Genomic DNA, 24,393 nt, shown 5'->3' on the forward strand with positions numbered 1-24,393 from the left:
ATGGACGATCGTCAACCCGTTTCCCTCGCCCGTCGCGCGCTGAGCTATCTGATTTGCTATCTGGTGGCGGTCCAGCCGATGCTGCCTGCTGTCGCCGCGCAAATTACGCCGGTAACGCCAGGAACGAAAATGGATGCTGCCGGCAACGGCGTACCGGTGGTGAATATCGCCACGCCCAACGGCGCCGGGATTTCGCATAACCAGTATCAGCAGTACAACGTTGGCAAAGAAGGGTTAATCCTCAATAACGCCACGGGGCAGCTTACCCAGACGCAGCTTGGCGGCCTGATCCAGAACAACCCCAACCTGAAAGCCGGACACGAAGCGCAGGCGATCATCAACGAAGTGGTTGGCGCCAATCGCTCACAATTGCAGGGCTACACCGAAGTGGCGGGTAAAGCCGCTAACGTGATGGTCTCCAACCCGTACGGCATTACCTGTAACGGCTGCGGTTTTATCAACACGCCAAACGTCACGCTGACCACCGGTAAGCCGCAGCTGGATGCCAACGGCAATCTGGCTGCGCTGGAGGTGACGAAGGGATCGGTGATCGTCGAAGGTCAGGGACTGGACGGCAGCAGCGCCGATGCGGTATCGATCGTCGCGCGCGCAACGGAGATCAACGCCGGAATCCATGCGAAAGATTTGTCGGTGACGGTCGGGGCAAACCGCGTGGGTGCGAATGGTTCCGTCACGCCGATTGCCGGTGAAGGTGCGGCGCCGTCGGTGGCGGTGGATACCGGCGCGCTTGGCGGCATGTATGCCAATCGCATTCATCTGGTATCGAGTGAGAAGGGCGTTGGCGTAAACCTCGGCAACCTGGTGGCAAAACAGGGTGATATTCAGCTCAATGCGAATGGCAAACTGACGCTGAATAACAGCCTGAGCAGCGGCGCGCTGACGGCGAACGCTGAATCAGTGACGCTTGGTGGCGAAAACAAAGCGTCCGGACAGGTCGCGCTCAGTGCACAGCAGGATGCAACGCTCAACAAAGGGACGCTGGTCAGCGACGCCGGAGTGAGCGTTACGGCGAAAGGGAATCTCACCACCAATGGCGTCAGCATCACGGCAGGACGTGATGTACAGCTTAGTGGCGCAACCGTTGTCACGGACAGTAATGCCGTCGCAAAAGCCGGTAACGATATCCGGTTGCAGGCGCAGGATCGGCTCAGCAACAGCGGCCAGCTGACGGCCGGAAAAAACCTCAACATCTCGGCCAAACAACTCGATAACAGCGGCATGCTGGCCGGTAACACCACCGGCATCATTTCAAGCAGCCTGCAGAATGGTAAGGGCGCGGCTATCTCCGGCGCAGAGAATCTCACCCTCAGCAGCGACAGCTTGCTCAATCAGGGCGTATTGTCCGCGCCGGTGCTCTCACTTAGCAGCGTGCAAACTGACAACAGCGGGCTGATTCAGGGCAGCAAAGCGCTGACCTACAGCGGCAACCGCCTGAATAATCTGGCGGACGGCACCCTGAGTTCGAACAACAGCTTTGCGCTCAATCTGCCGCAGCTGAGTAACAGCGGGCTCATCACCAGCAAGGCCGGGCTGACGCTGAGTGGCGCCGCGCTGACCAACAGCGGTGAAATCAACGCTGCCAGCCTGTTTGCTTCAAACACGCAGCTGAACAATCAGCAGGGCGGCCTGCTGCTCGCGGATAACAACCTCAGTCTTCAAAACGCTGCGCTGACCAATGACGGTCAAATCGCCGCAGTAACAATTAATGTTGATGTCAGCACGCTGAACAACAGCGGCACGTTACAGGGCAAACAATCGCTGCAGGCCAGCGGCAAGGCGATAACCAGCAGCGGCACGTTACTGAGTGACGGCAAATTGACCATTGCAGCAGACTCGCTCACTAACCGTGGCCAGCTGCAGGGACAACAGCTGGCGGTGACGGCGGGCCGCTGGAATAACAGCGGCAACGCGTTGAGTGCGGGTGATGGCGTACTTAACGCCGCAACGCTTGATAACAGCGGCAAAATCCTCGGTCAGCAGAGCTTACAGCTCATAACAGATTCGGTTGATAACAGCGGCTGGCTGCTGGCGCAGGCGCTCACACTTCAGGGAGACTTAGTTAACAGCGGGCTGATTCAGGGCAGTGATGCGCTGACCGTGACGGGCGATAAGCTCAGTAATAAAACCAGCGGCCAGTTACTGAGTGCCGGCACGCTGACGGCTCAGGCTGGAAGCCTGGATAATCACGGCAGCATTCAGGCCGACACGCTTGATATGCGGTTGCAAAGCTGGCAGAACGCCGGCAGCGCCCAGGCGACCACGCAGTTCCTTGGCACTCTGAGCGGCGCGCTGGATAACAGCGGCACGCTGCTGAGCCAGAACGATTTTGCCCTCATCAGCAACGACATCACTAACAGCGGTACGCTGGCGGCCAACCGTCTCAGCATCACGGCTCCTCAGCTGACCAACGCCGGACTGCTGCAGGGTAACCGCTCGCTCTTACTGAACAGCGCGGATATCTCCAACGCCGCCAGCGGTCAGCTTATCAGCGGTGGTTCGCTTACGCTTTCACCTGAGCAACTGACCAATGCGGGCCTGTTACAGGTGGCGGATGACTTAAGCATTAATGGCCGTGACCTGATCAACAGCGGACGCATCACCGCAACCAGTCTGAAAGCAGACCTGAGCGGCACGCTGAACAACAGCGGGCAGGGCGTTCTGCTTGCGCAGCGCCAGGCAGATATTCAGGCGAGCACGTTGAACAACAGTGGTTCGATTGCGGCACAGCAGTTGAACGCTTCAGGTGATGTGCTGAAGAATCAAAGCCTGCTACAGGGTGACAGCGGACTCAGCGCGGATTTCAGGCAGTTCAGCAACCTGAGCGCGGGGCAGCTACTGAGCAACGGTATTCTTGCGCTGAAGGGCACAACAGCGGATAACGCCGGTGTGTTGCAGGGCAACAACATTGACTATCAGTTTGGCTCGCTGACCAACAGTGGCACCGTCTACGGAATTGACTCACTAAAAGGTCAGTCTGACGGGCTGCTGGATAACCGTGGCAGTCTGACTGCGGGCGGCAACGCCAGCCTGACGGCGGGCAACCTGCAAAACAGCGGTAAAGTGCTGGCCGATCGTCTGATGTTACGCGGCAGCAGCCTCAGCAACAGTGGCTTATGGCAGGGAACATCCGCGCTGAATGCGCAGTCGGACGGCGCTTTAACGCAGGCCGCTGGCGGCAAAACGCTGACCGGCGGTGAGCTGCTGCTGAACGCTGCTGACCTCAACACGTCAGGGACAATCCAGGGCGACAATGCACAAATCAGCGCGGGTGACTGGCAGAATCAGGGCTCGCTGCTGGGCACCGCAGGCGTGTCAGCTGACGTTGCGGGTGAGCTGCGCAACAGCGGCGAAATACTGTCGCAGGGCACGGCACAGGTCAGCTCGCAGAACCTGAACAACAGCGGCTCGCTGCTGGCGAATAAAGCGATGACGCTGAGTGGCGGCACGCTGAATAACAGCGGCAGCGTGCAGGGCGAAACGCTGGCGATTACCCCGGCCAGCGTGACCAATCAGGGCAGTCTGATTGGCTTGAAATCACTGACTTTCGGTCCGACGCAGGCCCGTGGTTTCCGCATGCTGGCGGTACAGTCGCAGCCCGCACGTGAAGTAAACAACAATGCTGGCGGTCAGCTGCTGACGCAGGGCATGCTGAACATTGCCGGTGATGTCATCACCAATAACGGCAGCTGGCAGGGACAACAAATCCTGCTGAACGCCACCCGCCTTGCCAACAACGGCGCTATTCAGAGCGCGGGCGATCTGACGCTCAACCTCAGCGATGCGCTTACGTCCGCCACGGGCAGCAAAATCACCGCCAACGGCAACGCCGCGCTCAACGCCCTCAGCCTCACTAATCAGGGACAATGGATTGCCGGAAACCTGACGCTGAAAGGCACGACGCTAAGCAACGGCGGAGAAATCTCCGGCGTTAACGGACTGACGGCAGTGCTCGGCGGCACGCTGACGCAGCAGCAAAATGGCGCGCTGTTATCAGGTGGCAAACTGGATGTTCAGGCGGCGACGGCTAGCAATGATGGCCGCATTCAGGGTGGTGATCTGACGATCACCACTGGAACACTGACTAACAACGGGCGGTTGCAGGGTGATAAGAGCCTGTTGCTGACCACCCGTGGCCGCATCACCAACAACAATAGCGGGACGCTGATAAGCCAGAGCGGTCTGACGCTGACCACGCCTGAGTTGTATAACTACGGCCTGATTCAGGGGACAACTAACCGCATCACCGCCAGCAGCAGCGCGATCAACAGTGGCAAAATGCTGTCTGCGGGTGAGCTCACGTTCACCACGCCTCAACTAATCAATAGCGGCTGGTTGCAGGCAGCGCTACTGACGCTGAATGCTGCCAACGCCAGCAACAGCGGCACATTGCTGGCCGATCAGCAGGGAACCTTAACCGGCTCGCAACTGCTGAATCAGGGAACTGCGCAGGGTGGCTCACTTGCGGTTAATTATGGCCAGCTCAATAACAGCGGCACGCTGCTGGGCGCTAATCAGCTTAACGTGAAGGCCAGCCAGGTCACGCAGCAGGCAGCAGGAAAGCTGTTCAGCGGTGGCAATCTGCTGCTGGAGAGCACCGGTTTTGATCAGCTGGGACAGGTGGTGGCGCTTGGCGACGCCACGCTGAAACTGATTAACGGCTTTACTGCACGCAACACGCTGGCCGCAGGCAATCGCCTGACTATCAGCAGTAACGGTGCGATTGACAACCAGGGCACGTTACAGGGGCAGGCGCTGACGTTGAGCGCAGGCGGCGATCTGACGAACAACGGCCAGCTCACCACCGGAACCGGCGACAGCAGCCTGAGCGGTCAGCGCATCAATATGAACAGCGCAGGCTCGCTGCAGGGTGGCGGCAACATTACGCTGGCCAGCCGCAGCGACGTAGCACTCAATGGCTTCACCGGCACGCGCGGCAGCCTCACCATTTCCTCGCCAGGCAGCATTGTGAACACGGCACTGCTTTACGCCGGCCAGAATCTCTACCTGTACGCTAACAGCATTAAAAACCAGCGTGGCGATATGCTGGCAGGCAACAGCCTGTGGATGCAACGCGACGCGGCGGGGAATGCCAATGGCGAGGTGATCAATACTTCGGGAACCATTGAGTCGCAGAATGGCGATATTACGATTAAAACCGGGCATCTGCTGAATCAGAGAGACGGGTACAGTGCTGTTGAGGAAGATCATCAGTATTACAACGGCAATGCCGCCTCTATCGATCTGCCGTTTTCGTATTTTAATGAATCCCAATATACCTACTTGATCGACAAAATCTGCGCAGGTGAAAATGACAACTGCTATCCAACATATGAATTGACGCTTAATAAAGATCAATGGCAGCAGAAAGTGCTGGTTGGTGAAAAGGTTATTAGTGCGATTGCTAATGGCAGCGCCGCAAGAATTTCTGCAAGTCAAGATATAAACTTATTAGCCGGCACCCTAGAAAATAATGCCAGCAACATTCTTGCTGGGCGTGATGCACATCTATCTGGCAGTACGCTCAACAATAACTCTGCAACTTCAGGCAGCTTCCAGACCTGGCAAACATATGATTGTTCAGCCCAGAGTCGGTTGGGATGTTACCAAGACGTTAAATATGGCAAGCTATCTAATGTCAAACCCTTTAAATTTGAAATTACAGGGCAACCTGAGTATGTCCAGGTAACCGATGGTATCGCCTATCGCGCCATCATCCAAGCCAGCGGCAATATCAACGCTAACTTCAGCCAAAATATCAGCAACACCAACCTGGCGCCTTTTGCAGGCTGGTCCGGCACAACCATTGCCGCGCCGTTGCTGAATAACCTTGCTGCTGTCAGTCAGGTCAATGCTCAGCAGCGTCAGCAACTCGCTGCTACAGACAAAGTCGCAGTGAACTCTCCTGCATGGCAAGATCAGTTGCAAAATGCACTGCAGCAGGTGAACGGCGGTACCGCACTTGACTCCTCAGCGCCAGTTAGCGCTTCACTCGCTGACCAGTCCGGAACGCAAAAAGGTCAGGCTAACCTGGGCAACGCTGGCAGCCTTGCAACGGGCGCTACAGTGGTCCCTGCAACACTCAAAAACTATGCATCTTCAAATGTCGATACCAGCGCATACCCGCTACCAACCAGCGGCACTGGCTTCTTCGTGGCCAGTGATAACAACAGCCCGTATCTCATCACCATCAACCCGAAATTAAACGGTCTGGGGCAGCTGGACGCCAGCCTGTTTGGTGACCTTAATCAGTTGCTGGGTAAACAGCCTGGCAGCGCGCCACAGGAAAGCCGTCAGCAATATACCGATGTTAACACTTTCCTCGGCTCCTCCTATCTGCTGGACAGGCTGAACCTCAAGCCTGACAACGATTACCGCTTCCTCGGCGATGCGGCATTTGATACGCGTTACGTCAGCAACACCGTACTTAACCAGACCGGCAGCCGCTATCTGAATGGCGTGGGTTCCGATCTGGACCAGATGCGTTATCTGATGGATAACGCCGCCGCGTCACAGCAGTCTTTAGGCCTGCAGTTTGGCGTGTCGCTTACCGCGGATCAGGTTGCTTCACTGGATAAGAGCATCATCTGGTGGGAGGCCACCTCGGTGAATGGTCAGACGGTGATGGTGCCAAAAGTGTACCTGTCCGAAAAAGATGCGGCGATGAACAACGGCAGCGTGATTGCCGGGAACAACGTGACGCTCTCTGGCGGGAACATCACCAACAGCGCCAGCACTATCGTGGCGCAGAACGCTGTCAGCGCCAACAGCCAGAATACTATCGACAACCTCAACGCCGGGCTGATTAAAGCCGGCGGCGAGCTGAATCTCAGAGCGCTGAATAACATTAACAACGTCAGCTCGACAATCAGCGGTAAAAAGGTGGCGCTGGAGAGCGTTAACGGTGACATCAACAACACTACCGCAAGTTCGCAGTGGACGATCGGCGGCAGCGGGCCTGTGCAGGCAAGCAAGACGCTGCTTGGCCAGACGGCGGCGATTACGTCTCTGGATGCGCTCAGCCTGAAGTCGGGCAACGATATCAATATCACCGGCGCCTCACTGAACGCAGGTGGCGATCTGCTGCTCAACGCCTGGCACGACCTCAGTCTCAACAGCATCGAAACCAGCGAAAGCCGTAAAACAGGTAACAAGGAAACGCATAGTTCAGGTGCCGAGCGCACAACACTTTCCAGCGGCAGCAATCTGACATTAAAAGCCGGGCAGGATATTACTAGCCAGGCGGCAGCGCTGGCAGCCGAAGGCGATGTTGGCCTGCAGGCGGGGCGTGATATCAATCTGAATGCAGTTGAAAGCCGCTCCGGAGACAGTGAACGGGGCAGTAAAAAAACGGTTATCAACGAAGCAGTGCTTCAGCAGGGCACTGAAATTGTCAGTGGCGGCAGCACGACGATGCTTGCCGGAAATGACATCACCACTCAGGCCGCAAGCATCACCGCAAACAAAGATATTGGATTACAGGCCGGCCACGACGTAAAGATCACCACGGCGACGGAAAGTGATTATGCCTACAAGGAAGAAACTAAAACCAAAAAAGGCCTGTTCAGCAAGAAAACTACTCACACCATCAGCGAAGACAGCTCAACCACTGGAAAAGCTTCTCAGCTAAATGGCGACCAGATTTCAATCGTCGCGGGTAATGACCTGACTCTAAAAGGCTCCACTGTTGTCGGTGAAAACAATGTTGGTCTTAAAGCTGGCAACGATCTCACAATTACTGCAGCAACCGATACCCAGAGCAGCTATCGGCTGAGTGAAACTAAGAAGAGCGGCATGTTTAGCGGTGGCGGGATTGGGGTCACTTTTGGCAGCGCATCCTCCAAACAGCAGCTTAAGCAGGACGGTACGACAGAAAGTCAGAGTGCCAGTACCGTTGGCAGCACGGGTGGCAACGTAACGCTGGTTGCGGGTCATGACGCGCACGTAGCGGGATCGGATGTGATTGCCAGGCAGGACATCAGCCTGGTCGGCGGCTCGGTCACTATCGATCCGGGCAACGACACGTTAACGCGCCATCAGAGCTTTGAGCAGAAGCAGAGTGGCCTGACGCTGCAGCTGACCAGCCCCATCACCGACGCGCTGCTGAGTCTGGGTTCCCAGGCAAAGGCCGCCAGTGAGGCAGGTGATGATCGTTTGAAGGCTCTGGGCGCTGTGAAGGCGCTGGAGAGTGGCTGGGCGATGTCACAAGGCGCTACGCAATCCGCTACAGCACTGGCAAAGGGCGATATGAATAACGCGGGCATTAAAATTTCGCTCAGCGTGGGGGCCAGCAAAAGCAAATCTTCATCCGAATACATCAGTAACACTGTTAGCGGTAGTTCACTTAGCGGCGGCGGCAATGTCGCCGTGGTGGCGACGGGCAACAACGGCACCAGCGGCGACGTGATACTGGCAGGCAGCGGCATCACCGGTAACAACGTGACGCTTGCCGCCGCACATGACCTGAATCTGGTTGCCGCCAGCAATAACACGGATCAAAAGAGCAGCAACAAATCTTCAGGCTGGAGCGCTGGTGTTCACATTGCCATAGGTCAGGAAACCGGCATCGGCGTACAGGCCAGCGGCTACATGGCCAGCGGCTCGGAGAATGGCAGCAGCACCGAATACGTAAACAGCCGCGTCAATGCCAAAGACAACATGACGCTCAGCAGCGGCAACGACACGCTGCTGTCCGGCGCCCAGGCGCTGGGTAACAGCATCAGCGTGAACGCGGGCAACAACCTGACGCTGACCAGCTTGCAAGATACCGACAGTTATCATAGCCAGCAGCAGAGCGCCAGCGGGGGCTTTAGCTTCACCTTTGGCTCGATGACGGGCTCGATCGGTCTAAGCCTGAGCAAAAGCAAGGTCAATAGCGAATACGCCAGCGTCGGCGACCAGAGCGGTCTGTTTGCGGGCAACGGCGGCTATGACATCTTCGTGGGTAACCACACACAGCTTAATGGAGCAGTAATTGCCTCGACGGCGGATGCTGCGAATAACAAGCTGTCAACTGGCACACTGGGCTGGGACAGCATTGATAATCATGCCAGTTACCACGCCAGCAGTTCTGCCATCGGCTTCAACGGCAGTTACAGCAAGACGCCAATGCCTTCCGGAGAGCATTATGCTGCCGGAGCGCTGCCGTCAGTGGTCAACATGAGCGACAGCGCCTCCGGTACCACGCGTTCGGCTGTAGCGGATGGTACGATTACGGTGCGCAACGCGCAGAACCAGACGCAGGATGTGGCAACGCTGAGCCGCGATACAGACAACGCGAACGGCAGTATCGGCAAAATCTTCGACAAAGAAAAAGTCGCGAACCAGATGGCGTTTGCACAGGGCGTACAGGAACTGGCGGGCCGGGTTGTCGGTGATGTTAAAGTGTACAAAATGGGCGCCGCATCTGCCGAAGCTCAAGCGCGACTGCTAAAAGAACATCCCGACTATGCAAATCTGACTCCAGAGCAGCTGAATGTGAAAATTCAGCAGGATCCGGGTTATCAGTCAGTCGCGGCACTGTGGGGCACCGGTGGCACCTATTCGATGGCGGCAACGGCGGTTGCCGGTGCGCTCGGCGGACTGAGTGCCAGCAATCTCGGCGCGGCCGCAAGCGGGGTGATGGCTCCGTATATTGCTAACGCCATCAAGCAGGCTACGACTACCTACAACGCTGACGGTACCGAGAACTTCAATCTGCTGGCTAACACCATGGCCCACGCAGTTGCCGGCGCTGTGCTGGCACAGATATCCGGCAGCTCTGCGTCAGCGGGTGCGGCTGGCGCAGCAGGTGGTGAGCTGGCTGCGCGGGCGATCGTAAAAGTGATGTATCCGGACACAGACATCAGCAGCCTGACAGAAAATCAGAAGCAGATCATCAGCAGCCTGAGCCAGATTGCAGCAGGCATGGCAGGCGGGATTGCGTCGAATTCGTCGATGGGGGTTGGGGCAGGAGCCGGGGCCGGGAAGAATGCGGTGGAGAATAATGCGCTCAGTGATATTGCGCAGGCACAATCGGAAGGCAAGACGCTGGAGCAAAAGGCCGCGGAGTACGTTGAGGCGGAGAACGAGCGTTATAAAAAAGAAAACTGCGGCGGGCTAAGTGCAGAAACCTGCTCAGCCAAAATGTACGATGAACGCAGGGAAGCGCTGGAAGATACGACATCGTTCGGTGCTGATTTTGTGCCGGTGGTCGGTGATATCAAAGGTTTTGCGGAAGCTGATTCAGCTATAGGCTATCTGGCGGCGGTCGTTGGTCTGCTTCCGGGCGTGGGAGATGCAGCAGGTAAAATCCTTAAGGCAGCAGAGAAAGCGCTGGCGAAAGGTGATCTTGAATCTGCGTCTAAGCTGATTAACAAGGCCAGTGATGAGATAAAAGTTAAATGGGTTGATGAAAATGCCAGTATGAGTCAGCGAGCCAAAGATTATAATGATTCCGCTCCTGGTGCTCGTTCCAACATTGAAACACAAAAAGGACAAGCCCCGAGTATTGATCGAATTGATGCTGACGGTAAAAGCAAACCTGTTCGTTTTGATGGTGTTGATGGGAATGTAATGGTAGACAGAAAAATATCTGTTGTTACAACTCAGAAAGCTAAAGATCAAGCCTTGCGACAATCAGATGCTTTGAAAAATAACGGAATGACGGGGCGTTGGGAAGTTACAAACCAAGTACAAGCAAACCGTGCTCAGAAGATGTTTGATGAGCTAGGAATTAAGAATATAGAGGTGAAAGTTGTCAATGAATAGCAACATTAAACTAATAAAAATCATAGCTGATCTCGCTATATTCCTCGAGTTTACAAGCGAAGAACGGCTGGATGCAGATACTGCTGTAGAGATGATGGAGCAAATCGCAGCAGAATTACAGCTACTAGACACGGAGGACAGGCAAGATATTGCCAAGGACTTCTTAGCCATATCAGCAGAATATACCGGAGATAAAAGTGAGTTCGTGAAGGATTTACCTGAGTCATTAGGACTAATTTAGTAGACGAGAATCCCAACCCTTGCGGTTGGGAGAACAACTCGTTATTAATGTGTTTATTTCTTATTATTTTGTTTTCTTAACTCACGCACTTGCATGGCGAAATTTCGGTCAATGATAAAAACCTAAAGTTTCATATGAGTATGTCGATAAAAAGGGTGTTTTTTTATTGTAGGGATACTTGATGCGTAATATTATCTGCTCTTTTGATTTGACTTTGGGTATGACAAGTATAACAACATCTGCTCAAGCCAACACATTGACGCAAACTCTAACGCGCTGTGACGCGTCGTGTTTCAGTTAAATTTATCATCAGCGTACATCAATTAGTCGTGTGGCCCCTTTAATGTTCGATCAGCAACATCATGCCTGGTTCAAAGCACCGCAGCCATTATTAAATTTGTAATCAAATAAGCATTAATTAAACCGCTCCCGCCGTACCTTCAAAAAACGTCACCAGCAATTGCCACAAATGCTGCGCTGCGGGCGTGAAGCGGTGATCGGCGCTGCGTAATAAGTGGCATTGGCTTTCGCGGGCGATGCGATGGTGAATCGGCACGGCGACTAAGTTCTTGGCGATGAGGTCGTCTTCAACCACTTTGGCGGTCATAAACGCGATGCCCATGCCAGCCTGGCTCAGGGCGATAGCGCTGGAAAACAGATTACAACTATAAGCCGGGCTGAATATAAATCCTTCCTGACTGAACATGGCATTCATATAACTTTGAATGCCAAAATTTTTGTCCATACCAATCAACGAATAATTAACCAGTTCGGCCACTTCAATTTGCGGGAAATCCGCGATTAGGTGTTGGCTGTGCACCACCGCGCAGATGGGTCCGCGGTGAAAACTCAAACACTTCAGGCCGGGAGGGCCAATCGGGCCAAAACCCACCGCCATATCAACGTCGCCTTTGGCAATCAGCGACACGGTGGTTTGCATATCGCCCGACAGGATATCGATAAACACGTCGGGATAAGTTTGCGAAAACGGCTGTAACACATGCCTGACGACTTCATCCACCATGCCCTGACCGACGCGTAATTTGATCGAGCCACCGCGTTTGTGGCGCAGATCTTTTAATTGACGATCCAACTGGCTGCGCCGCTGATGGGTGTGCGCGTAATCTTCAGCCAATAACTTGCCGGCTTCGGTCAGCACCACATTACGGCCACGTCGCTCTAACAGCGGCAACTGCATCTCACGCGCCAGTTGCGATAACTGACGGCTGATGGCGGCGGGATCAACATCCAGGGCTTCCGCCGCGCGACGAATACCGCCGTAATTGCCCACTTCATACAGATACCTTATGGATTTTTCTGGATAGAGCAGCATCGCCATAGGTTTTTCCTATCTGTTGATCTGAGGTCAACAATAATAGCCTTTTATCTCCATTTTTTAAGCGCATTTTTATCTCCATACTCGGAGATTCACTATGCGAGGGCAGTACAAATGAAAACTATAAAAAATTACCTGCAACAACATGCCGATGAAATTCTTATGGATATCAGGGAATTGGTCGCAGCGGAATCACCATCAATGAATAAAGCCGCCGTGGATCGTTGTGGCGAAGTCTTACAAGCGCTGTTTGCCAAACGTTTGGGCGTAGCAGCAGAGATTGATGAGCAGCCGCACTACGGTAATCACCTGAAATTCACGCTGGGAAGCGGTGACGAGCAAACCGTGTTACTCGGGCATTTCGATACCGTTTGGGATGAAGGTGAGTTGGTGATGCGTGAAGAAGACGGCAAGCTTTACGGTCCTGGCGTGCTGGATATGAAGGCCGGTCTGGTGCAGGCCATCTGGGCGGTACGCGCGTTGCAACAGCACGATTTACTGGCGGGCAAACGCATTGTGTTTCTCTGCGGCAGCGATGAAGAAGTCGGTAGCCCAAGCTCCAGCGCCTGGTTATCGCAGCACGCCCTGGGATCGGCGCAAGTGCTGGTGGTTGAGCCTGCGGTGGCGGGATCGGGCGCACTGAAAACAGCACGCAAAGGTACCGGACAATATGAAATCACCATCAACGGATTAGCGGCGCACGCCGGGAACAATCCCGAAGAGGGCATCAGCGCGGTACAAGAAATGGCGCTTCAGATCATGTTCTTGCACAACTTAAACGCGCCGGAGCGCGGCACCACCGTCAATGTGGGAATTGCGCGTGGCGGCAACCGCATCAATGTGGTGGCGGATAAAGCGGTGTTGGGCATTGATACGCGCGTTACCAGCGAAGCAGAAGCCGAGCGCATTCACGCCGAAATCAGCCAGATCACACCCCATTTATCCGGCATCACGTTGCATATTAGCGGCGCACAATCGCGCCCGCCGATGCGCCAAACGCCGGAATCGTTGGTGCTGATGGAGCGTGCGCAGCAGGTTGCCTTACAGCTTGGTTTCGAGGTGGAAGGCAAAGCGGTTGGTGGCGGCAGCGATGGCAATTTCACTGCCGCGTTGGGCATTCCAACGTTAGATGGTTTAGGCGCAACCGGCGCAGGTATTCATGCACGTCATGAACATATCATTATTGCCGATATTGCTCCGCGCGCGGCGCTGGTGGCAGGCTTAATCCTCGGAGGTGATGCGCATGTCTCAGGTTAATGTGGAGAAAAATACGCTGCGCCAACCGCCAGCAGCGAAAACCGAGCAAAGTCCTTATCTGCTGCTGTTTATTATTCTGGTGCTGGCGGCAGTGGCGACCTGGATTATTCCGGCGGGTAAGTTTGATCATGAAACCCGCAATGGCATTACTTTCGCCATCAAGGGAAGTTTGCATGAAGTCGCGCGTTCGGGCGTTTATCCCGGCGAAATCTTTATGGCGATTGTGCAAGGGGTGATCAAAGCCGCGCCGATCATTTTCCTGATTCTGTTTACCGGCGGGTTATTAGCGGTGATCGAATCGACGGGTGCTATTGCTACGGCGCTGAATTCACTGTCGCGCAGTACCAAAATTAGCGATACGCGTATTATCATTATTTTTGGTGTGATATTCGCCATTCTCGGCACCACCGGCGTGGTGCAAAACTCGGTGGTGGCGTTTGTGCCGATTGGTTTACTGGTGGCGCGTTCGTTGGGTTTATCGCCAATGATTGGTATGGCGCTGGTGTATTTAACCTGCGCGGCGGGTTTTAACGTTGCGGTATTAGGTCCAGCCACCACCGGCTTAACCCAACATCTGGCACAGTTACCGCTGTTCTCCGGCATGTTATTGCGCGGTATTACCTGTTTATTGTTCGTGTTAACGGTGATGACCTATTTGATTATCTCGGTTAAGCGCGCGCGGTATAATGGTGAAGTGCGAATAGAACAAATTGCGCAGAATGATGAATCACTGGCGATTACTGGTCGGCATAAACTGATTCTGATCACCTGCGCCGCTACGCTGATTGTATTTATGATTGGCACGGTGCAATTGCATTGGGCCACCAATGAAATGTCGGCGATGTTTATTATTCTGTCGATTATGGTCGGCATGATGGGTCGCATGTCGGGTTCTGCCATTGCCAACACCTTCCTTACGGGTTGCTCGCAATTGGTAAAAGGCGGCTTCATTGTGGGTATGGCTGGCGCGATTTCCGTGGTGTTGCAACAGGGCAATATTCTTGATCCGATTGTTGGCTTCCTGTCTGATTTACTGGCACCGGTTCATCCCGCCATTGCGGCGGTGGGCATGTTCATTAGCGCGGCGTTGATGCATTTCGGTATTTCATCCGGTTCTGGTGAATCCGCTTTGTTAATCCCGATTTTCTCGCCGTTAGGCGATAACCTCGGTTTAACCCGTCAGGTGACGGTGCAAACGGTGTTGCTGGGTGAAGGTATCGTCAACTCCATCAGCCCAACTTCTGGCGTTTTAATGGCAGCCTTGGCCACCGCCAATATCTCTTTCGGCAAATGGATTAAATTCGTTGCGCCGGTAGTAGCTATTTGGTTTGCCATTTGTGTTGTCACCTTATTAATTGGTGTGGCAATCAATTGGGGTCCATTCTAGTAAATCGTAAGAAGCCACTTAATCGTGGCTTCTTATTTTTATATTGTTGTTAACACGATCAACATCCTCTCCGCTATTTCAGTCCCACGAATAATTGTATTCAATCCCCGGCCTTTTCTTAAAGTTATCTAATCATCGCTATTTGGCTTAAGTCGCACTGGAACTGTCTCGCGTAAAGTGCTGTTATTGCCGCGTCGCAGAATTTCTTTACGTTCAATTACACAAATTAATATTAGCCTAACCCATTGCTGGCGATGTCTTTACGCATCGCGGCAGCGTTGCACGCTTCTCTGGAGTGAACGATGATGTTTCGATTGCATCCGCTGTTTATTAGCCTTGTTGCCGCTTACGGTGTATTTAATCCGGCTTCGCCAGTTTGGGCGGCGACGCTTCAGCCCTTTACACCGGAATTAAATGACAACCGCGCTGGAGTGTTTTGTATTTGTAATGGCTCTACTCAAACATTAAGCGGTAATCAGCGGTTTGCGCCCGGTCAGGACGGCGGTGGCACCATATCCATCGGACAGTTGCTCAGCAGCGGCAGAATTATTTCGTATTCCTGGCAAGATTCAGTTCGCGTCGATCTGGGCGCGCAGAATTATGTGATTAACGTGCCGGACGCTAATGGCAGCGGTAATAATAGCGTGCAGGTATATAATTCCGCCGCGATTAGCGCCATTGAAACCAATACCTTGCCGAATTTTTATAACGTTAATAATGGGCAATATATCAACGCGCGGGTAGCGCAGGTCAGCAATGGCACCATCAATGTTGATATCGGGCAGAAGGGCGCAGCAACCACCGCCAGCACCAACGGCTGGTCGATGGCAGCGAAACAGAGCGAATTATTTACCGCCAGCGGCAGCGGCACCATGAACTGGAACTCCGCCAATCGCATCTCCTTTTTTGGTTCCTACACGCCTTACACCTATCAACTGGGGCAATGGTTCGACAATGTGGTCTCGTGGCGCGGCGCGTTTAGCGTTACCACCCTGGACAACGCCACCACTTCATTCAACGTTTCCAACGTCAGCAGCTTGCAGAGTTACAACAATTGGCTGATTGAGCAATTGCAAAACGGCAATCTGGCCGCCGATAGCTACAGCAGCGAGTTTAATAAAGCGCTCTCCTTGCGCAGCGATGTCATCGCCTATGTGATCGATGCCGATGAATACTACGACGAAGTGACGCAGCCGATTGGCGAACGCATTGTGTTAAGTGCTGATGGCCCCAATGCCAGGTCAACCATTGGTAGCAGCGGCATACTGGAAGTGGTAAATGCCAGCAGCGCGGCGATGCGCGCCAGCAACGGCGGGACGGCGGTGATTGACGGCAAACTGGCCAGCGTTGGCAGCAACGCACTGGAACTGTGGAACGGTAGCACCGGCATTAACAACGGCGTCATAAACAGCGGCTTTTTCAATAATGCCGATGGCAGCGGCGTTGATGCTTCGACGGTTGGCGCGGGCGGCACTGGCGTGTATGCCAACGGTGGCAGCCGCTTCACCAATAATGGCGTGATCAATACCGCGATTAACAGCACCGGCATCCGTCTCGAGGATGCCAGCGGTGAGAATAACGGCACCATTAATGTCACAGGCAAGGGCGCGACGGGCGTTGCCGTTTCTGGCAGCCAGGCCAATTTTGCCCAGAATGGCAGAATAAATCTGTATGACGAAAATGCGGTTGGCGTTGATGTGCGTGACGACGCCCGATTAACCATCAGCGATGCCAGTTCGCTGCATTTCTACGCGCCGAATCAAACCGGTTATCAAGCCACCAACTATGCGCACATCGATAGCAACGGCGGCAGTTATGATGTCTCCACGCCAGGTTCGGCGCTGTATCGCCTGAGTGACGGCGTGATCTTCAATCCGGTGGTGGCTGCCGATGTGACGTTGAGCGGCGCCAACACACGCGGCATTGTCGCTTCAGGTGCCGGTTCACGACTTTACGGCACTACCTTGTACGGCACCGACAGCTATCACGTTAATGGCGAAGGGGCGATTGCGGTTCAGAGCTCGGAGGGTGCAGACGTGACCATCACCAACCCGATTGAGCTGAACGGCAACAATACCATTGCGGGCACCGGGCAAGGCGGATTCTTCGCCAATGTCGCGCCTATCACCGGCAACGGAACCAACGCCACTGCCTTTGATATCCGCGACGGTGTGATCTATCAGTCCACGCCGCGTGGCACCATAAATCTTAGCGGGCCAAACAGCATCGGTGTGCGTATTCGCGGCGGTGGAAATATCTTTGATGGATCCAGCACCAACATAGCCTCGGGCGTCGCGCTGGATACCGCCGAAGGCAATACCGTTTATTGGACCGATCACAGCGGATTGAGTGCGGGTGGTATCGCTGCGGTGCGCGTTGGCAATAACGGCGGGCTAACGATTAATGGTGATACCGCCGGGCCGAATTTTTACTACAGCACCATCAACGCCAATACTGGCGCAGACACCATCCTGCTGGATAAAGGCGCAGCGTCGTTAACCGCCAGCAACATCGGACTGTACAATTCCGGCGGCGGCACCGTTCTGAACAACCTCGCGGAAACCAGCAATATTTCGCTGCAAGATGTCGGGATGAACACCGATGGCGGCACGTTAATTCGCTCCGCGACCTCATTCGATCCTAATGGTTACATGCTCGGTACGGTCAGTGGCGCAGGCGCGACGGGTTATGTGTTTAGTAAAGAAGATGGTTCTACCACCAGCAACGATTTGATCATCCCACAAGGTTACAGCTTCTTTGTCTATGGCCCGGCAACCGGCGTGCGCGCCAACACCACCGGGCGGGTGATCGCCAACGGTAACATCATCGTTAACAGTTCCGATGGCGGCTCGGCGATTGTCACCAGCACCGCCAGCGAGGTGATCAACCGCGGCACCATCGTTTCGCTCAGCCTGGTTTCGCCAATTATCGATCTGCGTGGCGGCAACTCCGTATTTATCAATGAAGGCAACGTCACCGCGCCTTACCCGGAAACGGTAGTGGTCGCGGGTGGTGCTACCAATGACCAGATTGCATTGGTCGATGGCAACGTGGTGGGCGATGTGAACACCGGCAACGGCACCGACGTGGTCGAACTCACCGGCGGAACCATTGACGGCAGCGTGACGATGGGAACCGGTGTTAACAATGTGGCTTCGATCGCCAACGTCAGTCTGGCAAACACGCGTCACATCACTACCGCAGGCGGCAGCGGCAGCACGCTGAACTTTAGTGAGATTAACGCGCGCGGGGGTTCGTTCAGCAACGATGATCTGGCGCGCGGTGTTAACCTCGGCGCAGGCTGGAGCACCATCAACTTCTACAACACGCAATTTACCCTTACCGATAATCTCAAACTGGCACACAGCACCATCAACGTGGATAGCGGCTCAACGCTGTTTGTCGGCGATCAGGTCAATCCGGTTTTGTCGGGCGAGACTGACGATTCGTTGGTGGTGAATAACGCCGGTACGTTGAATCTCACCAACGGCAGCGGCGCGGCGGGCAACACGTTGACCATCAACGGTGATTTGGCGTCGGCGGGCGGCAAGCTGGCGTTGCGTACGCAGGGCGCGCAAAGCGACACGTTACGCGTTAACGGCAACGTGACCGGCACTACCTTTATCAATGATGCGCTGAGTGCTGCCACGCTGGCGGATAGCAATCGAGATGGCGTGATCTCCGCCAATGAAGGCGTTTCTCTGGTGCAGGTTACTGGTAGCGCCAGCGCCAATAGCTTTGCGCTGCAACGGGGTTATGTCGCCGCAGGGCCGTGGCAATACGGGCTTTACAGCTTTGCTCCCGAGAATGGCAATACAACCTGGGATTATCGTCTGGCCAATAACTACGTTTGTGAAGAGGGTTCCGCTTGCCAGCCGCAGACAGCAGGCAGCGGCGTGGTGCGCCCGGCGGTAATTCCACAGCTTCCTTCCTACATTTCGGCGCCGGTCGGATTGGCTTACTACACCCTGGCAACCATTGGTGATTTGCATCAACGCTTGGGCGAATTGAGGCAAAATCCAGACGGATCAGCGGAGATGTTCATCCGTTATTCCGGCTCCAACCAGAAGTACAAAACTAACCTTGATACCGCGCATTACGGTTACGACTTTGACCTCGATTACAGCGCGGTGCAGTTCGGCGGCAATCTACTGCGGTTGGACGGCGAGCAAGATAGTCTGAGCGGCGGCCTGGCTTATACGCGCGGCAATGCACGCATCCGACCGAATGCCGCTGATGGTTACAGCTCAACCGATTTCGACAGCGACAGCCTGGCGATTTACGGCACCTGGCAGCGCGAAAGTGGCTTCTATCTGGATGGCGCGCTTTCACTCGATTGGCATCGTGGCGACACTGATATCGCGCGACAGAAAGAGGTGGCGAAGCTGAAAGGCAAAGGCTGGACCGCATCGCTGGAGAGTGGTTATCCGTTCCAGCTGGCGAACGGCATTCGTCTTGAACCGCAAGCGCAACTGCTGCATCTACATTTGAAGATGGATGACTTCACCGACGGCGATCAAACCCAAGTCTCTTACGACGATTATGACCAAACCATTGGCCGCGTCGGCGCACGTCTGGCGCGGACCTGGAACGATAATGGCAGCGGGCAATATACGCCGTATCTACGCACTAACTACTATCGCGGTTGGGGCGGCACGGCGAAAGTGAATGTCGGTGCCAGCAACAGCGAGGTCAGCGAGAGCTTTAACAGCGGCAAGTTCGGCCAGATGTGGGATGCCGGCATCGGCGGCAATGCGGCTTTCACCAACAATGTCTCGCTGTATGCCGAAGCCAATTACCGCAAAGAGATCGACGGCAACGGCGTGCACGGCTGGAATTACAACGCGGGCATACGCTGGGTGTTTTGATAAAACGGTTACCCTCACAAGCCCGCCGGTTTAGTTGACGGCGGGCTTTTTTACCTGTTGTGAACGCGGTAAAATTGACAACCTACCAATGGTAAGTTACTACTAGTAGCTTACCATTGGTAGGTTGTCGCTATGCATGCTCTGATCGTTACTGCTCATCCGGACCCACATTCACACACGCACCACATCGTCTCGCAGGTGGCACAAGGAATTGCTGCTGGTGGCCACAGCTATGAAATTGCCGATCTGGCGGCGGAGCAGTTCGATCCGCGCTTCAATCAGGCCGATTTCGATCAGTTCAAAAGTGTCGCACCGTCGCCCGCCGACGTCGTAGCCGAGCAGCAGCGGCTGGATCGTGCCGATGCGCTGGTGCTGGTTTACCCGATTTACTGGTGGTCGTTCCCGGCGCAGCTGAAGGGTTGGATCGATCGCGTTTTCACCCAAGGTTGGGCGTACGATGATGACGGCCAAACCGTGGTGAAAAAGCTCGGCCATTTGCAGGTGCATTTGCTGGCGCTGGGCGCGGCGAGTCAGCGCACCTATGTGCGTCGTGGCTATTTCAGCAGCATGCGCACGCAGATCGATGAGGGGATTTTTGGCTATTGCGGCGCGCCGGTGGTGACCAGCGAATTGCTGCTGCCAACCGATGAACATTATCCCGACGCGCATTACACGCTGGCAAACCAACTCGGACAGCGACTTTTTGACGTGAAGGAAATGGCATGAATCAACCCACTCGCCAGCGCATGTCACATCAGGCTCGTCGTCAGCAACTGATTGGCGTGGCATGGAATCTGGTGCGCACGCAGGGCAGCGATGCGCTGACGTTAGGACGCGTGGCGGAAGAAGCGGGCGTCAGTAAACCGGTGGTCTACGATCATTTTGGCACGCGCCACGGTCTGCTTGCGGCGCTGTATGAAGATTTTGATCTGCGCCAGAACACGATTATCGAGGCGGCGATGCATGCCGCAGGCTCCAGCTTGATTGAGCGCGCTGATGTGGTGGCGTCGAGTTACGTCGATTGCGTGTTAACGCAGGGACGTGAAATTCCCGATGTGCTGTCGGCGCTCGATAGCACGCCGGAACTGGCGGAAGTGAAACGTAAATATCAGCTCGATTTCATTGAAAAATTCCGCAGCTGGTTTGCGGAGGCAACGTTGCCGCAAGCCAGCATGTGGGGAATGTTAGGCGCCGCCGATGCGATTTCCAATGCGGTGGTGTGCGGTGACATCAGCCAGCAGCAAGGATTAGCCGAACTTCAGGCGCTGATTCTGGCGCTGGTGGAACGTCACCAGTAACCTTTCATCCAGCCAACAGGAACAATAGATGTCATTACGCGAGATTGATAGCGATTGCTGGCAACAACTGGAAACCGGCGCAAGCGATCCCGATGCCGGTTTTCACTTCCTAACGCTCGCGTCGGTTGATCAACAAGGCAAGCCGCAGTCAAGGACGCTGGTGCTGCGCGCGGTTGATAGCGTCAAACGCACGCTGGAGTTGCACACCGATATGCGCAGCCCGAAATGGCAGGCGCTGGCGGGTAATCCAGAGGTTACGGTTTTGGGTTACAGCGCGAAAACCCAGCTGCGGCTGCAGGGAACGGTTGAGCTGCACGCCGCGCACAGCGCAGTAGCTAAAGCGGCGTGGCAACGATTATCGCGCCGGACGCAGCAAACCTATACTGGCCCTGCGCCGGGAAGTGACATTGACCACCAATCCAACGATGTCGGTCACGCGGAGGATAATTTCGGCGTCTTGCTAATCCGAATTACCCAACTGGATTGGTGCCTGCTGGCACGGGACAACAATCAAAGAGCGTTGCTGAATTACACCACCGACGGCGTGCTTGCCAGCGGCAAAAGGGTGCATCCGTAGCTAAGGCGTGCATTGTTGCTGCGCCTTGCGACGGACGTTAAACAGCAGATAACTCGCCAGCGCCAATCCCCACACGCCTGCTGCGCCATACAACAGCACGCCGGAAAAACCGTCGGTCAGCACGTGCGCGGCAATATCGTGGGTCAGTGAAACCTCGCCGCCGCCGGCGATGCGCTCGGCCAGCGCATGCACATCACTTTGTCCCGGCATAATGCGTTGCAGACTCGCCGCGATGCCCGCCACCAGCAAACTGCCCATCAGCGCGATATTGATGGCAAGCGTAATCAGGCGCGCGCTGATATCAATGCCCGACGCCATGCCAACGCGATTCCCCGGCACCGATCCGGTTGTGGTGTTGGTCACTGGCGTGTTGGTCAATCCGAGCGCCATTCCAGCGAGCAGCGCGCCCGGCAGTAAACTCATCTGCTGCGCCACGGCGAACTTCATCAACATGAAGCCCGCGCCAATGGTGCATAATCCCAGCGGAATCATGCGCGCCGCGCCAAAGCGCACCACCAGTTTCTCGCCCAGCGGCGGCATCAGTAAGGTTGGTAAAGTGTAAGCCAGCAGCGCCAAACCGGTTGCCATGCTGCTGTAGCCAAGGCCGCTTTGATAATAGACCGGCAAATAAATCATCAGCGGCCAGAAGCTGAAGTTCATGCCAATCGAGCCCATTAATGCCCCGGAAAAGGCGCGGATACGGAACACGGAGAAATCAAACATCGGGTGTGGATGGCGCTTCTCAATCCATACAAACAGTAGCGCGCTCAGCAGCATAGCCAGCAAAATCAGCTGTGCCGCGATGCTGTTCCAGCCGAGGCTGCTGCCCTGCGTGATGAGATAGGTTGCGCCGACCACGCTGAGCGATAAGGTGATCAGGCCGCTGAGATCGAGCTTTTTGGCTTCAGCATCGCGCGATTCCACCACATTTTTCAGCGCGAGGATCAGCGTCAGCAACGCGATAAATCCGTGTACCAAAAACACCCATTGCCAGCTAAACCAGGCGACCAGCATGCCGCCGATGATGGGGCCGAATCCCAACCCAAAGCCAAAGGTAATGCCCCACGCGGCGAACGCACGGCTGCGCGCTTTGCCCTGGGGAAACTGGAACGACAGAATCGCAATCAGGCAGGTTAACATCGCGCCGCCGCTTAATCCTTGCAGTAAACGTCCGACAATCAGCCACAGCGCATTGCCCGCCATTCCGCACATCACCGATGTCACGCCGAAGGCGATAATGCTGATGATGAAGATGCGCTTGCGTCCATAGGTGTCGGCCAGCGTGCCGGTGGCCATTAACACCGCGGTGCAGGCCAGCGTGTAGGCGTTCATGATCCACTGCAGTTCGCGGAAGTTGGCGTGCATCTCCCTTTCCAGCACCGGCAAAATCACCGGTACGCTGGATATCTCCAGTCCCGACATTAATGCGGCCAGACAAACCGCCATCAGCGCCAACATGTTCTTCATACTCAATCCCTGCGATACGTTAAGAGCGTGCCAGCATGAAAGATTGGCGTGAAGGTGGAAATCTGCCTGCATGCCATATATCGTCAAGATCGTGCCAATTTCTCCGGTGACCTTTAATGCAAATGATTGCTCCGCTTCATGGCCATTCGCCTGCACCGTTCAACCGCCGGCTGGTTTTGCTGGCGTATGAATGTCTGTGTACCTTTGAGTTCGGCATCGCCGTTGAGGCTTTCGGGCGCGCCGACGAAGTGTTCGGCCAGCCTTTGTATGATTTGAGCGTGGCGTCGGTGGAAGAGGGCGTATTCGGCGCGCAAGGTGGCGTGCGGCTGGTGGTCGACGGCGGACTTGAGCTGCTGGAAGAAGCGGGCACCATCGTAATTCCCGGCTGGCGCAGCGTACATGAACCGGCATCGGATCAGCTTATCGCCGCGTTACAAAAAGCCCATCGCAACGGCACGCGTATTGTTTCGATCTGTGCAGGCAGTTTCGTGTTGGGCGCTGCCGGATTGCTAAATGGTAAGCGCGCTACCGCACACTGGAACAGCACCGAGATTCTGGCGCAACGCTTCCCGCAGGTGCAGGTTGAGCACGGTATGATTTATGTTGATGAGGGCAGCATCATTACGTCAGCGGGTGGCGCAGCGGGCGTGGATTTGTGCCTGCATCTGATCCGCCGTGATTATGGTATTGAAGTGGCAAACCGCACCGCGCGTCGCATGGTGACGCCGCCGCTGCGCGAAGGCAATCAGGCGCAGTTGGTTCAGCAGCCGGTGCCGCAGCGTGCGGCAAAAAATCTCTCGCCGTTGCTCGATGATTTACGCAATCACCTCAATACGCCGCTGGTGATAGATCAACTCGCCAGGCAAGCCGGTATGAGCCGCCGCACTTTTTTACGCCGTTTCCATGACGCCACCGGCACCACGCCGGGAGAATGGATGTTAAGCGTGCGGCTGGAAAAAGCCTGCGCGCTGCTGGAGAGCGGCAAGCTGAGCATTGATCAGGTTGCCGAGCAGGCGGGATTTGGATCGCCAGAAACCTTACGCCATCACTTCAGGCAGCGGCTGAATACCACGCCGACCAACTGGCGCAAAGCATTTAGTGAAAGAGGGATAACGCAATAGTTTCGGCCTGGTGCGTATGAATGCGCACCCTACGAAAACCTGTAGGGTCGCTATTCATGGCGACCGATTCAGGA

11 protein-coding genes are annotated in these 24,393 nt (G+C 55.2%); 9 read left to right on the top strand and 2 right to left on the bottom strand.

Features of this window, described 5'->3' with window-relative positions:
• Together K5Y30_RS17460 and K5Y30_RS17465 are read left to right on the top strand one after the other, a co-directional pair.
• A complete protein-coding gene (locus tag K5Y30_RS17460) occupies window positions 1-10,767 on the top strand; it encodes a hemagglutinin repeat-containing protein (RefSeq protein ID WP_222212463.1) in 10,767 nt (3,588 codons plus the stop codon).
• Window positions 10,760-11,008, top strand: coding sequence for a hypothetical protein (locus K5Y30_RS17465; protein WP_222182998.1), 249 nt, complete (start codon window positions 10,760-10,762; stop codon window positions 11,006-11,008). The genes K5Y30_RS17460 and K5Y30_RS17465 overlap by 8 nt, the downstream gene beginning before the upstream one ends.
• 418 nt (window positions 11,009-11,426) lie before the next feature.
• Here K5Y30_RS17465 and K5Y30_RS17470 read toward each other — a convergent pair whose 3' ends face one another.
• Entirely contained in the window at window positions 11,427-12,347 is a 921-nt protein-coding gene (locus tag K5Y30_RS17470; RefSeq protein WP_222212465.1) for a LysR family transcriptional regulator, read from the bottom strand.
• A gap of 111 nt (window positions 12,348-12,458) precedes the next feature.
• Between K5Y30_RS17470 and K5Y30_RS17475 the strand changes: the two genes are divergently transcribed.
• From K5Y30_RS17475 to K5Y30_RS17500, 6 genes are all read left to right on the top strand, one after another.
• On the top strand, window positions 12,459-13,601 hold the full coding sequence (locus K5Y30_RS17475; RefSeq protein WP_222212467.1) for a M20 family metallopeptidase: 1,143 nt from the start codon (window positions 12,459-12,461) through the stop codon (window positions 13,599-13,601).
• Complete coding sequence (locus K5Y30_RS17480) at window positions 13,588-14,988, top strand: YfcC family protein (protein ID WP_222212469.1); 1,401 nt, start codon at window positions 13,588-13,590, stop codon at window positions 14,986-14,988. Before K5Y30_RS17475 ends, K5Y30_RS17480 begins: the two co-directional genes overlap by 14 nt.
• A 302-nt stretch (window positions 14,989-15,290) precedes the next feature.
• Window positions 15,291-19,856, top strand: a complete 4,566-nt coding sequence (locus K5Y30_RS17485) for an autotransporter outer membrane beta-barrel domain-containing protein (RefSeq protein WP_255606692.1) — start codon at window positions 15,291-15,293, stop codon at window positions 19,854-19,856.
• A gap of 132 nt (window positions 19,857-19,988) precedes the next feature.
• Window positions 19,989-20,582 carry an NAD(P)H-dependent oxidoreductase gene (locus K5Y30_RS17490; RefSeq protein WP_222183007.1) on the top strand — a complete coding sequence of 198 codons (594 nt, stop codon included), beginning with the start codon at window positions 19,989-19,991 and terminating at the stop codon, window positions 20,580-20,582.
• Window positions 20,579-21,154: a TetR/AcrR family transcriptional regulator gene (locus K5Y30_RS17495; RefSeq protein WP_222183009.1), complete on the top strand. Its 576-nt coding sequence runs from the start codon at window positions 20,579-20,581 to the stop codon at window positions 21,152-21,154. Before K5Y30_RS17490 ends, K5Y30_RS17495 begins: the two co-directional genes overlap by 4 nt.
• 28 nt (window positions 21,155-21,182) lie before the next feature.
• Window positions 21,183-21,731 (top strand): pyridoxamine 5'-phosphate oxidase family protein, encoded by a 549-nt coding sequence (locus K5Y30_RS17500; RefSeq protein WP_222212471.1) that lies wholly within the window; start codon window positions 21,183-21,185, stop codon window positions 21,729-21,731.
• Here the strand turns inward: K5Y30_RS17500 and K5Y30_RS17505 are convergent, their stop codons facing one another.
• A complete protein-coding gene (locus K5Y30_RS17505; protein WP_222212473.1) occupies window positions 21,732-23,198 on the bottom strand; it encodes an MFS transporter in 1,467 nt (488 codons plus the stop codon).
• A 116-nt stretch (window positions 23,199-23,314) separates the two neighbouring features.
• On the opposite strand from K5Y30_RS17505, the gene ftrA reads away from it, so the two are divergent.
• The gene (ftrA, locus tag K5Y30_RS17510; RefSeq protein WP_222212475.1) at window positions 23,315-24,319 is read left to right on the top strand and encodes a transcriptional regulator FtrA; all 1,005 of its coding nucleotides are present in this window, start codon (window positions 23,315-23,317) and stop codon (window positions 24,317-24,319) included.
• Window positions 24,320-24,393 lie beyond the last annotated feature (74 nt).

It is taken from the genome of Pantoea sp. DY-5, from assembly GCF_019795955.1.
Taxonomy (GTDB): domain Bacteria; phylum Pseudomonadota; class Gammaproteobacteria; order Enterobacterales; family Enterobacteriaceae; genus Pantoea; species Pantoea leporis.

Excerpts from the sequence above, each read along its gene's own strand:
- K5Y30_RS17490 (WP_222183007.1), top strand. The coding sequence starts at position 19,989 with ATGCATGCTCTGATCGTTACTGCTCATCCGGACCCACATTCACACACG.
- K5Y30_RS17500 (WP_222212471.1), top strand. The coding sequence starts at position 21,183 with ATGTCATTACGCGAGATTGATAGCGATTGCTGGCAACAACTGGAAACC.
- K5Y30_RS17460 (WP_222212463.1), top strand. The coding sequence starts at position 1 with ATGGACGATCGTCAACCCGTTTCCCTCGCCCGTCGCGCGCTGAGCTAT.
- K5Y30_RS17495 (WP_222183009.1), top strand. The coding sequence starts at position 20,579 with ATGAATCAACCCACTCGCCAGCGCATGTCACATCAGGCTCGTCGTCAG.
- K5Y30_RS17505 (WP_222212473.1), bottom strand. The coding sequence starts at position 23,198 with ATGAAGAACATGTTGGCGCTGATGGCGGTTTGTCTGGCCGCATTAATG.
- K5Y30_RS17470 (WP_222212465.1), bottom strand. The coding sequence starts at position 12,347 with ATGGCGATGCTGCTCTATCCAGAAAAATCCATAAGGTATCTGTATGAA.
- K5Y30_RS17475 (WP_222212467.1), top strand. The coding sequence starts at position 12,459 with ATGAAAACTATAAAAAATTACCTGCAACAACATGCCGATGAAATTCTT.
- ftrA (WP_222212475.1), top strand. The coding sequence starts at position 23,315 with ATGCAAATGATTGCTCCGCTTCATGGCCATTCGCCTGCACCGTTCAAC.
- K5Y30_RS17465 (WP_222182998.1), top strand. The coding sequence starts at position 10,760 with ATGAATAGCAACATTAAACTAATAAAAATCATAGCTGATCTCGCTATA.
- K5Y30_RS17485 (WP_255606692.1), top strand. The coding sequence starts at position 15,291 with ATGATGTTTCGATTGCATCCGCTGTTTATTAGCCTTGTTGCCGCTTAC.
- K5Y30_RS17480 (WP_222212469.1), top strand. The coding sequence starts at position 13,588 with ATGTCTCAGGTTAATGTGGAGAAAAATACGCTGCGCCAACCGCCAGCA.